The organism is Pseudomonas sp. M5 (assembly GCF_016907075.1).
Taxonomy (GTDB): domain Bacteria; phylum Pseudomonadota; class Gammaproteobacteria; order Pseudomonadales; family Pseudomonadaceae; genus Aquipseudomonas; species Aquipseudomonas putida_E.
In genome coordinates this window covers 3,646,345-3,657,448 of the sequence record NZ_JAFBBH010000001.1, presented here as the reverse complement: position 1 = coordinate 3,657,448, position 11,104 = coordinate 3,646,345, and the positions used below count along the sequence as shown (strand labels likewise).

Genomic DNA, 11,104 nt, shown 5'->3' with positions numbered 1-11,104 from the left:
GCCTTGAAACTGCTGATTCTCGATCGTGACGGGGTGATCAACCAGGACTCCGACGCCTACATCAAGTCGCTGGAGGAGTGGATCCCGATCCCCGGCTCGATCGAGGCCATCGCGCAGTTGAGCAAAGCGGGCTGGACGGTGGCCGTGGCCACCAACCAGTCCGGCATTGCCCGTGGCTACTATTCACTGGCAACCCTCGAAGCCATGCATGCGCGTCTGCGCACGCTGGTGGCAGGGCACGGCGGCGAAGTCGGCCACATCGTGTATTGCCCGCATGGGCCGGACGAGGGTTGTGACTGCCGCAAGCCCAAGCCTGGCATGCTGCGGGCAATCGCCGACCATTATCAGGCCGACCTGCGCGGCGTATGGTTTGTCGGCGACAGTAAAGGTGACCTGGAGGCCGCCCTGGCCGTCGGTGCACAACCGGTGCTGGTGAAAACCGGCAAAGGCGAGCGGACGCTTGAAAAGGGTGTCGCGCAAACCACACTGATTTTCGACGATCTGGCAGCTATCGCCAGAGAACTAATCTAAACAATGCGCCCAAGGGCGCATTTTTATCAGGCGGGCAAGCCCGCAACGGTACATGCCACTATGTCGATCCTGCGGGCGATCAGAATCTTTCTTTTTTACCTGCTGCTGGGCACCAGTTCCCTGCTGTGGTGCTCGCTGAGCTTTTTTATCGCGCCATTTTTGCCGTTTCACAAGCGCTACCGCTTCATCAACGTCTACTGGTGCCGTTTTGCCGTGCTGCTGGCGCGGGTGATTCTGGGTATCCACTACAAGGTCACCGGTGCCGAGAACGTGCCCAAAGAGCCCTGTGTGATTCTGTCCAACCACCAGAGCACCTGGGAGACGTTCTTCCTGTCAGCCTATTTCTCGCCATTGAGCCAGGTGCTCAAGCGTGAACTGCTGTACGTGCCGTTCTTTGGCTGGGCCATGGCCATGCTGCGGCCGATCGCGATCAACCGCGACAACCCCAAGGAAGCCTTGCGCCAGGTGGCGAGCAAGGGTGACGAATTGCTCAAGCAGAAGGTCTGGGTGCTGATCTTCCCGGAAGGTACTCGGGTACCCTTTGGCACCGTGGGCAAGTTTTCCCGTGGCGGTACCGCGCTGGCGGTAAATGCCGGGCTGCCCGTGCTGCCGATCGCGCATAACGCCGGCAAGTACTGGCCCAAGTCAGGGTGGGGCAAGCGCTCTGGCACCATCGAGGTGGTCATCGGGGAGCCGATGTATGCCAATGGTACCGGCCCGCGTGCCATTGCAGAGTTGAATGACCGTGCCGCGGCGTGGAACGAAGCGACTCAGCGCCGCTTGGGCTCGTTGCCACCGGTAGATGAAAAACCACACGAGCAGATTGCCTGACGATCTGTGGATAACGTGTTAGCAATTTTTGGATGAAATGCCTCGTTTGATAGCTAAGTCTATGAATTGCCTATTTATTTTTGTGTATGACATTTTTCTGAAAAGCGTGCATAAGTTTTTTTGAGGCATAAGAAAACCGGCTTTTACAGCCGGTTTTTTTATGGCTTCACGACATCATCAGACCTTGTCGATATCCACATCCTTGGTTTCTTTCAGGCAGAAGATTCCCACCACCAGGCTGATCCCGGTTACCAGCACCGGGTACCACAAGCCGTAGAAGATATCCCCGGTGTACACCACCAGCGCGAACGAAACCGTGGGCAGGAAACCGCCAAACCAGCCATTGCCAATGTGGTAGGGCAGCGACATCGAGGTGTAGCGGATACGCGTCGGAAACAGCTCCACCATCACCGCCGCCAGCGGGCCATAAGTCATGGTTGCGATCAGGATCATTGCAACGATCAGCACCACCACCATCACCTGGTTGACCTGCGACGGGTCCGCCTTGGCCGGGTAGCCCGCCTGCTCGATGGCTGTGCGCATGGCTGTTTCGTCAAACCCGTTGATGGTCTTGTCGCCAATGTTCACCACCACTTGGCTGCCCGCCACATTCACCGAGCTGTACGGCAGGCCCTGTTTGACCAGGAAGGTCTTGACCTTGTCGCACGGGCTGTCGAAACGCGCCTTGCCGACCGGGTCGAACTGGAACGTACAGCCTTGCGGGTCAGCGGTGACCACGATCGGCGCCTGACGGCTCGCTGCGTCGATCTGCGGGTTGGCGTAGTGGCTGAGGGCCTTGAACAGCGGGAAGTACAACACCGTGGCCAGCAGCAGGCCGAGCATCAGGATAGGCTTGCGGCCGATGCGGTCGGACAGCCAGCCGAAGAACACGAAGAACGGCGCACCGATCACCACGCTGATGATCAGCAAGGTATTGGCCTGGGCCGGATCCATCTTGAGCATCTGGGTCATGAAGAACAGCACGTAGAACTGCGCCGTGTAGAACGTCACGGCCTGGCCGGCGTTGATACTGAACAGTGCGGTAAGCACCACCTTGAGGTTTGGCCAGGAGGTGAACGACTCGCGGATTGGCGATTTGCTGATCTTGCCCTGGGCCTTCATTTTCACGAAGGCCGGCGACTCATGCATGCTCATGCGGATCCAGGTGGAAATGCCCAGCAGCACGATCGACAGCAGGAACGGCAAGCGCCAGCCCCAGGTTTCGAACTCATCGCCGGTGATGTAGCGGCTGCCCAGCACCACCAGCAACGACAGCAGCAGCCCGAGGGTAGCAGTGGACTGGATGAAGCCCGTGTGGAAGCCGCGCTTGCCGGGCGGTGCGTGTTCGGCCACATACGTCGCCGCGCCACCATACTCGCCCCCCAGTGCCAGCCCCTGCAGCATGCGCAGTACCACCAGGATGATCGGCGCGGCAATGCCGATGCTTGCATAGGTGGGCAGCAAACCAACGGCGAAGGTGGACAAGCCCATCAGCACGATGGTGATCAGGAAGGTGTATTTTCGCCCGATCATGTCACCCAGCCGGCCGAACACCAGCGCGCCGAAGGGCCGTACCAGGAAGCCGGCGGCGAATGCCATCAGGGCGAAGATGAAAGCGGTGGTGTCGTTGACGCCAGCAAAGAACTGCTTGCTGATCACTGCCGCCAGCGCACCGTAGAGAAAAAAGTCATACCACTCGAAAACCGTCCCGAGGGATGACGCGAAAATGATCTTGCGTTCTTCACGACGGCTTGGGCTGCTCGCCGTCGCCCCCTGCTCTTGGATGTAATCCGACATCGTTGCTGTCCTCGGCCCGCAGGCCACAGTGATTATTCTTGTTGTTCCACTGTCGGCAGCTTCTGACCGCAAGCCGCCGGTACTGCACGCACCCGGGTCAGGGCGTCGGTAACGCGTCTTCGTTCAGGTAGGTCTGGGTAGCAGCTCCCTTGAGAATGAGTTGGGCCGCCTTCTCGGCGATCATCAGGGTGGGTGAACAGGTATTGCCGGAGGTGATCTGCGGCATGATTGAAGCATCCGCCACGCGCAGGCCGGGGATGCCGCGTACACGCAGCTGGTTATCCACAACGTCCAGCGGGCCGCTGCCCATACGGCAGGTCCCGACCGGATGGAAGATGGTGGTGCCGATCTTGCCTGCCGCTTCGAACAGCTCCTCCTCGGTCTGCAGGGCAGGGCCTGGCAGGTATTCCTGCGGATCGAAAGCGGCGAGGGCAGGGGCCTGGACGATGCGGCGTGTGATACGGATGGCGTCGGCGGCAACGCGCAGGTCTTGAGGGTCACTGAGGTAGTTGGGGTCTATCAGTGGCGCGCTGTTCATGTCCGAGCTACGGATGTCGATGCGCCCACGGCTAGCCGGGCGCAGGTTGCACACCGAAGCGGTGAAGGCGGGGAAGCGGTGCAGCGGCTCGCCGAAGCGTTCCAGCGACAGGGGTTGTACGTGGTATTGCAGGTTGGCGGTGGCCTGCTCCGGGCTGGACCGCACGAACGCCCCAAGTTGGCTTGGCGCCATGGCCAGCGGGCCGCTGCGGTCGTAGAGATAACGCAGGCCCATACCCATCTTGCCCCACAGGCTGTTGGCCATCTGGTTGAGCGTTCTGGTGTTGCGGATCTGGTAGATCAGGCGCAATTGCAGGTGGTCTTGCAGATTGCCACCGACACCGGGCATATCGTGCCGTACGCCGATGCCGAGCGTTTCCAGCAACGTGCGCGGGCCAATGCCGGAGCGCTGCAGGATGCCGGGCGAACCCACCGCCCCTGCACACAGGATGATCTCGCGGCGCACAGCGAACTCGTGCCAGGCGCCTTGCCAAAATGCTCTCACTGCGCGGGCGCGGGTGTTGTTCAGCAGCACTTGGTCAACCTGCACGCCGGTCAGCACGGTGAGGTTGGAACGGTTATGCACAGGTCGTAAAAAAGCCTTGGATGCGTTCCAGCGCACACCGCTGCGCTGGTTGACCTGAAAATATCCACAGCCTTGGTTGTCGCCGGTATTGAAGTCATCGACCTTGGCGATGCCGCTCTGTTCGGCGGCATCTCGGAAGGCATCGAGGATCGGCCAACTGTAGCGCTGGCGTTCCACCCGCCATTCGCCAGTGGCGCCATGGTGATCACTGTTGCCTGCAAAGTGATTTTCGCTGGCCTTGAACAGCGGCAGCACGTCCTTCCAGGCCCAACCGTCATTGCCCTGTTCGGCCCAATGGTCATAGTCCGCAGCCTGGCCACGCATGTAGATCATGCCGTTGATCGATGAGCAGCCCCCCAGCACCTTGCCCCGGGGATAACCCAGGCTACGACCACCCAGGCCGCTTTGCGCTTCGGTCTTGAAGCACCAGTCAGTGCGGGGGTTGCCGATGCAGTAAAGGTAACCGACGGGGATGTGAATCCAGGGGTAATTGTCGCGGCCCCCGGCTTCCAGCAGCAACACGCGGCGGGACGGGTCGGCGGACAATCGATTGGCCAGCAGGCAACCGGCAGGACCGGCACCCACGATAACGTAGTCGAAGACAGAATCGGCTGATGGCATGTGCAACCTCGCGCCTGATTTTTATTCTTGTCGTCGTACATCTTATTGATTAATTTCGCTGAGGAAACACGAGATTTCGCGCAGCCGTTGTGCGTTTTAGCACAGCGAAAAACAGGGAAAGGATGCATGTTCGACTGGAATGATCTGCGGTTTTTCCTCGAGTTGCAGCGCAGTGGCCGCCTGCTCAGCGCTGCCAAGCGTCTCAACACGACCCATAGCACGGTTGCCCGGCATATCGAGAGCATCGAGAAAAGCCTGGGCACCCCACTGTTCGTGCAACACGCGCAGGGCTACGAATTGACGCCCTCCGGCCAGGCGCTACTCAAGCACGCCGAAGCCATGGAGAACGTCGCGTTGCTGGCGCAGGAAGAAATCACCCAGGCCATCACACCGCTGGGCAAGATTCGCCTTGGGGTCACCGAAGGCATCGGCATCATGTTCTTCACCCCACGCATGAATGCGCTGTTCGATCGGTATCCGGGCCTGGAAGTGGAGCTGGTGGCCGTGCCTCGCTTTGTCAGCATCCTCAACCGCGAGGCGGAAATCAGCATTCACCTGGAACGTCCCAGTGCCGACCTGCTGATTACCCGCAAACTCACCGACTACCGCCTGGCCCTGTATGCCAGCCAGGCTTACCTGGACCGCGCGCCACCTTTACGCAACCGTGAAGATCTGGCCCGGCACAGCTGGATCGGCTACGTCGACGACCTGCTGTTCAGCCAGGAGCTGCTGTTTCTCAACAGCTTCTGCCGGGCGCCCAATGTGGCTTTTCGCAGCACCAGCGTAATCGCCCAGCAAACCGCTGCGCGCGCCGGCCTGGGTATCGCCGTGCTGCCCAACTACATGGCTCGCCACGACCCGACATTGGTGCGCGTACTGCCCAGCGAAACCATCCAGCGCAGCTACTGGATATGCACCCGTCGTGAATTGCACAAGTCGGTACGCCTGCGGGTGGTCTGGGATTACCTGCTGGCGCTGTGCGCGCAGGAACAGGCCGAGCTGCTAGCCGAGTAGCGCCTTGCCGGCCAGCAGCAGGGCAGCCGCAAAGCCGGCCACCGAGAACAGCTGCTGCAGGCGAGGCCCGGCCAGCCGCGTCGCCAGTGGCCGCGCCAGCAGCAGGCCAAGCACCGCGCCCACGGCAAAAGGTGCTCCCACCTGCCAGTGCATAACGCCGGCCAGGCTGGCACTGACCACGCTACCTGTAGACACCAGGGCGATCACCGCCAACGAGGTCGAGACGATGCTCTTCATACGCAGGTTGGTGTAGCGGTTCAAGGCAGGGATGATCACGAAGCCACCCCCCACCCCCAACAAGCCGGACAACAATCCCGAAAGCGCTCCGGTCATGGCCAGCGCCCGCGCGCAGGGCAGTGTCCAGCGCAAACGGCCCTGCAGCGGGTTGAGCACGCACGGTTCGATGAAACGGTGCGCGTCGTTGGCCTCGCCACGCAGCTCGCTGGCAGCCTTGCGCCAGATGCGCAGGCATGCGTAAACCAGCACGCCGGCGAACACCAAGGCCAAGGGTGTGTCGGGCAGACGATGGGCGAGCATCAGCCCGAGCGGTGCAGCAGCGATGCCGATCAGGGCGATGAACAGCGCGGCGCGATAACGCACCAGCCCTTGGCGCAAGCCGAGGATCGCCCCCACGGCAGCGGCAAGACCTACGGCAAGAAGGCCAATGGGCGCAGCTTCGACCATCGACAGACCAAGGCCAAACACCAGCAGCGGCACCGCCAGGATGCCGCCCCCCGCGCCAGTCAGCGCCAGCACTGCGCCAATGATCGCGCCCAGCCCGGCACCGAGCAGTTGATGTTCGATCACCGTGGTGCCTCGGCCGCCAGCGGTTGCGGCCGTGCCAGCCACTCCCGCCCCTTCAGCATGCCTTGCCAGTACAGCGGCGGCAGCACTCGCGCCTTGAGCAGCCAGGCCAGGCGCGTCGGCTGGCGGCCATCCAGCAACCAGCGCGGGAAGCTCGGCGCGACCTTGCCGCCATAGGTGAACTCGGCAAGCACGATCTTGCCGCGCTCGACCGTCAACGGGCAGGAGCCGTAGCCATCGTACTGGGCAAGGTTAGCCAGCCTGCCCAGCGCCACCAGCACGTTGTTGGCAACCACCGGAGCCTGCTTGCGCGCAGCGGCCGCAGTCTTGGCGTTGCTGGTGCTGGCCACATCGCCAAGGGCATGGACATTGGCAAACTGACGATGACGCAGCGTATGCGGGTCGACATCGACCCAGCCAGCGGCATCGGCCAATGGGCTTTGACGAATGAAGTCCGGGGCAACCTGTGGCGGCACCACGTGCAGCATGTCGAAAGCTTCAGTGCGGGTTTCAGTGCTGCCATCGGCAAAGGTGCGGACAAAGGTGGCGCGCTTGTTCGGGCCATCTACTGCAGCCAGACGGTGGCTGTAATTGAGGTCCACACCGTACCTGTCGATGTAGGCCATCAGGGCCGGCACGTAATCGGGAACACCGAACAGCACTGCGCCGGCATTGAAGAAGCAGGCTTTGATATCGCCCAGCAGCCCCTGGCGCATCCAGTGGTCGCAGGACAGGTACAGCGCCTTCTGCGGCGCACCGGCGCACTTGATCGGCATGGGCGGCTGAGTGAACAGGGCGCGGCCTTGCTTGAGGTTCTGCACAAGCTCCCAGGTGTAGGGTGCCAGGTCGTAGCGGTAGTTCGAGGTGACGCCGTTGCGCCCCAGGGTATCACTGAGCCCGTCAATGGCAGCCCAATCGAGCTTGAGGCCGGGGCAGACCACCAGCTGTTCATAGCTGATGGTGCGACCATCTTCGAGCATGACCAGCTGGCCCAGCGGGTCGAACCCTTGCACGCGCGCCTTGATCCAGCGCACGCCACGGGGGATGGTCGAGGCCATGGTGCGCGCGGTGCTCGGTGCCTTGAACACACCCGCACCGACCATGGTCCAGCCGGGCTGGTAGTAATGGACGTCGGCAGGGTCGACCACCGCGATATCCAGTGACGGGTCGCGGCTGATGAGGCTGGAAGCAGTGGCGATGCCGGCAGCGCCGGCACCGACGATGACCACCTTGTGGTGGTCGGAATTAGCAGGGGACAACAAGGCAGGCATGGCGTAAATCCTGGGAATTCTAATGATGGGGCAGGGCGCTCAGAGCTTGTTCAACGGGATCTTCAGGTAGCTCACGCCGTTGGATTCCGGCTGCGGAAAATGGCCACTGCGCATGTTGACCTGCACCGAAGGCAGGATCAGGACGGGCATCTCGAGGGTCTTGTCACGCGCTTCACGCATGGCGACAAAGCTGTCCTCATCGATGCCCTGGTGAACATGAATGTTGCTGGCGCGCTGCTCGGCAACGGTGGTGACATAACGCATGTCACGCCCGCCCGGCAGGTAGTCATGGCACATGAACAGCAGAGTCTGGTCAGGGAAGGCCAGCAGGCGGCGGATCGATTGGTACAAGGTGCGAGCATCAGCGCCTGGGAAGTCACAGCGTGCGGTACCGTAGTCGGGCATGAACAGGGTGTCGCCCACGAACAGTGCTTTTTCTCCCGCATCCTCTATCAGGTAACTCATGCAAGCGGGGGTATGCCCAGGCGTGTGCAACGAGCGGGCGTGCAGGTTACCTATGCGAAAGCCTTCTTCGTCCATGAGCAACACATCGAACTGGCTGCCATCACGGGCGAAGCCCGGCTCGGCGTTGAACAAGTCGCCGAAGACTTTCTGTACCTTGGTTATCTCAGCGCCAATGGCGGTGTGGCCGCCGAGCTTTTCCTTGAGATACGCCGCAGCTGAAAGGTGGTCGGCGTGTACATGGGTTTCCAGAATCCACTGCACCTTGGCGCCCAGGCTCTGTACCCGATCAATCAGACGGTCTGCAGACTCGGTGCAGGTGCGGCCTGACTTGGGGTCATAGTCCAGTACGCTGTCGATCAACGCACACTGGTTGGTCTCGCGGTCCAGTACCAGGTAGCTGATGGTCGAGGTGGCGTCGTCGAAAAAGGCTTCCACCTGAAGGTTGTTGCCGATGATCATCACGTTCTCCAAATAATCCACCCCGCCTTTTAGAGGCGTAGGCAGTGACGGGTGGTTTATCAAGATGCATGCCAGCGGTTTAACCCGTACCAAGGCCAGTGAAATCGGCCCCTGATGGCGCATGACAGCCCGGTGTGGCAGCTGCGCTGGCAGTCGACTGTCAGCCAATGGCAGTGTTTGGCAGTCCTTGTTACCCTCAACGGCTTATCCAATCGGTGCCGTCATGCCTGAATCCCATCCCCTCATCCTAGCTCTGGTTTCCTACCTCGAACACGATGCGTTGCCTACCATCGTGCTGGACACCGACTACAACATCCTCGCAGCCAATGCCGCCTATCGTCGGCAGTTCGGCCGTGACGACCGTGCGCCACTGGGTGAGAAGTGCCACCGGGTTTCCCATCACTACGCCGTGCCTTGCGACCAGGCCGGTGAGCATTGCCCCATGCGCAAGGCCTGGGACAGCAAGCTGCCGGAACGGGTACTGCACATTCATCACACCCCCCGCGGGCCTGAGCATGTGGATGTGGAACTGCGGCCGATCCTCGATGAGCAGGGCAGGGTGGTGGCGTTCGTAGAACGCCTGACCACGGTCACACTGGCCTCGGCGCAACCTCAACAACAGGGCCTGGTCGGCCGGGCGCCAGCGTTCAAAACGGCACTGGCCAGCCTGCAACGTGCGGCCCCCGCACAGATCCCGGTATTGCTCCAGGGTGAATCCGGTACAGGCAAGGAGCTTTTCGCCCGGGCGATCCATATGGGTAGCCCACGGGCGAATGGCCCTTTGGTGGTGGTCGACTGCACCGGCTTGACCGAGTCACTGTTCGAGAGCGAGCTGTTCGGCTATGAGAAGGGAGCCTTTACCGGTGCCAACCAGCGCAAGATCGGCCTGGCAGAAGCGGCCCACGGCGGCACGCTGTTCCTCGACGAGATTGGTGAGGTGCCACTGGCGATGCAGGTCAAATTGCTGCGCCTGATCGAATCCGGCACCTTGCGCCCGGTTGGCAGCCTGCGCACCGTGCATGCGGACTTCCGCCTGGTGTCTGCAACACACAAACCGCTCAAGCAGATGGTTGCCGAGGGTACGTTCCGGGAAGACCTGTATTACCGCATCAGTGGCTTTCCCATCCGCCTGCCTGCCTTGCGCGAACGCGTAGAGGATCTGCCGCTGCTTGCGCAGAGCCTGCTGCAACGCATGGCAGGCAAACCTGCCGCGAGCCTTACTGACGCTGCGCTTCAGCAACTGGCCCTGCATACGTTCCCAGGCAATATCCGCGAGCTGCGCAACATCCTGGAACGGGCGCGGCTGTTTGCCGATGATGGGCTGATACGGCCTGAGCATCTGCCGGAAGATGTAGGCCCGCAAATCGCAACCGGTGCGAACAAGGGTCGCGCTCGCAGCGACCTGAGTGATCTGGCACAAGCGCTGGAACAGTTTCAGGGCCCGCGTAGCGAACTGGCGCGCCACTTAGGGATGAGTGAACGTACGCTGTATCGGCGCTTGAAAGCGCTGGGGCTGAATCCGGCTTAGGGCTTGGCGATTCTTTACCGGACCTTTACCTCTTGCCAGGGATTACTCATCGCGAATCACGGTCTGAAGCATTAACCGTAATCGGCGTCTCGTTGAAACCCGCCGGACGTGAACATGCAAAGGATCGACATACGATGAAAAAAAGCCTCTCTGTGCTCTGCGCTACCTTGATGCTCAGCGTACCACTGGCCAGCTTCGCCCAACCCGGCCCGCCTCAAGGGCACGATGGCGACCGCTCGCATCAGGGCCAAGGTCATCCGCAGCAGAGCAAGCAGCAAGGCCATCCGCAACAACATGGCAAACCCGGCAACGGCCAGGCTCAGTCCTACCGTAATCCGAACTTCCGTCCACAACCGGGGATGCCGGTACCTCACCAGCAATGGAAGCGCGGCCATGTGGTAGACCCGCACTATCGCAATGACCGTTACTGGGTGACCGACTGGCGCGCCCGGCACCTCTCGCCGCCGCCCCGCGACCACCGTTGGTTGTACGTCAACGGCGACTACGTGCTGGTGGCCATTGCTTCCGGGGTGATCGTAAACATCCTCAGCGGTTACTAAGGCCGTATAAAACCAGCCGCCAACAAAAAGCCCGCTTGCGCGGGTTTTTTGCTGGGTTGTGGATTGAAACTTCTAGTCTGTTAACTATTCGATCAGTCTC

At 61.3% G+C, this 11,104-nt stretch carries 10 protein-coding genes; 5 read left to right on the top strand and 5 right to left on the bottom strand.

Annotated features, from left to right (window positions below; all coding sequences use genetic code 11):
- Window positions 1–3: 3 nt before the first annotated feature.
- On the top strand, window positions 4–531 hold the full coding sequence (gmhB, locus tag JOE27_RS16660; RefSeq protein ID WP_046786800.1) for a D-glycero-beta-D-manno-heptose 1,7-bisphosphate 7-phosphatase: 528 nt from the start codon (window positions 4–6) through the stop codon (window positions 529–531).
- Between the two features lie 60 nt (window positions 532–591).
- Complete coding sequence (locus JOE27_RS16655) at window positions 592–1,362, top strand: lysophospholipid acyltransferase family protein (protein ID WP_046786799.1); 771 nt, start codon at window positions 592–594, stop codon at window positions 1,360–1,362.
- A gap of 177 nt (window positions 1,363–1,539) precedes the next feature.
- Here JOE27_RS16655 and JOE27_RS16650 read toward each other — a convergent pair whose 3' ends face one another.
- Window positions 1,540–3,159 (bottom strand): MFS transporter, encoded by a 1,620-nt coding sequence (locus JOE27_RS16650; RefSeq protein ID WP_046786798.1) that lies wholly within the window; start codon window positions 3,157–3,159, stop codon window positions 1,540–1,542.
- A 97-nt stretch (window positions 3,160–3,256) separates the two neighbouring features.
- Window positions 3,257–4,903: a GMC family oxidoreductase N-terminal domain-containing protein gene (locus tag JOE27_RS16645; protein WP_204919239.1), complete on the bottom strand. Its 1,647-nt coding sequence runs from the start codon at window positions 4,901–4,903 to the stop codon at window positions 3,257–3,259.
- 126 nt (window positions 4,904–5,029) lie between these two features.
- On the opposite strand from JOE27_RS16645, the gene JOE27_RS16640 reads away from it, so the two are divergent.
- Complete coding sequence (locus tag JOE27_RS16640) at window positions 5,030–5,917, top strand: LysR family transcriptional regulator (RefSeq protein WP_046786796.1); 888 nt, start codon at window positions 5,030–5,032, stop codon at window positions 5,915–5,917.
- On the opposite strand, the gene JOE27_RS16635 is transcribed toward JOE27_RS16640, so the two are convergent.
- From JOE27_RS16635 to JOE27_RS16625, 3 genes are read right to left on the bottom strand one after another with little or no spacing between them, the layout of a single operon-like run.
- Window positions 5,906–6,724, bottom strand: coding sequence for a sulfite exporter TauE/SafE family protein (locus JOE27_RS16635; protein ID WP_119689102.1), 819 nt, complete (start codon window positions 6,722–6,724; stop codon window positions 5,906–5,908). The genes JOE27_RS16640 and JOE27_RS16635 overlap by 12 nt on opposite strands.
- On the bottom strand, window positions 6,721–7,992 hold the full coding sequence (locus tag JOE27_RS16630; protein ID WP_204919238.1) for an FAD/NAD(P)-binding oxidoreductase: 1,272 nt from the start codon (window positions 7,990–7,992) through the stop codon (window positions 6,721–6,723). Before JOE27_RS16630 ends, JOE27_RS16635 begins: the two co-directional genes overlap by 4 nt.
- A gap of 39 nt (window positions 7,993–8,031) precedes the next feature.
- The gene (locus JOE27_RS16625; protein WP_046786793.1) at window positions 8,032–8,916 is read right to left on the bottom strand and encodes an MBL fold metallo-hydrolase; all 885 of its coding nucleotides are present in this window, start codon (window positions 8,914–8,916) and stop codon (window positions 8,032–8,034) included.
- A gap of 223 nt (window positions 8,917–9,139) precedes the next feature.
- Here JOE27_RS16625 and JOE27_RS16620 point away from each other — a divergent pair, with 223 nt between their 5' ends.
- Together JOE27_RS16620 and JOE27_RS16615 are read left to right on the top strand one after the other, a co-directional pair.
- Window positions 9,140–10,444 (top strand): sigma 54-interacting transcriptional regulator, encoded by a 1,305-nt coding sequence (locus JOE27_RS16620; protein WP_115273210.1) that lies wholly within the window; start codon window positions 9,140–9,142, stop codon window positions 10,442–10,444.
- A gap of 134 nt (window positions 10,445–10,578) precedes the next feature.
- Complete coding sequence (locus JOE27_RS16615) at window positions 10,579–11,004, top strand: RcnB family protein (RefSeq protein ID WP_115273209.1); 426 nt, start codon at window positions 10,579–10,581, stop codon at window positions 11,002–11,004.
- Window positions 11,005–11,104 lie beyond the last annotated feature (100 nt).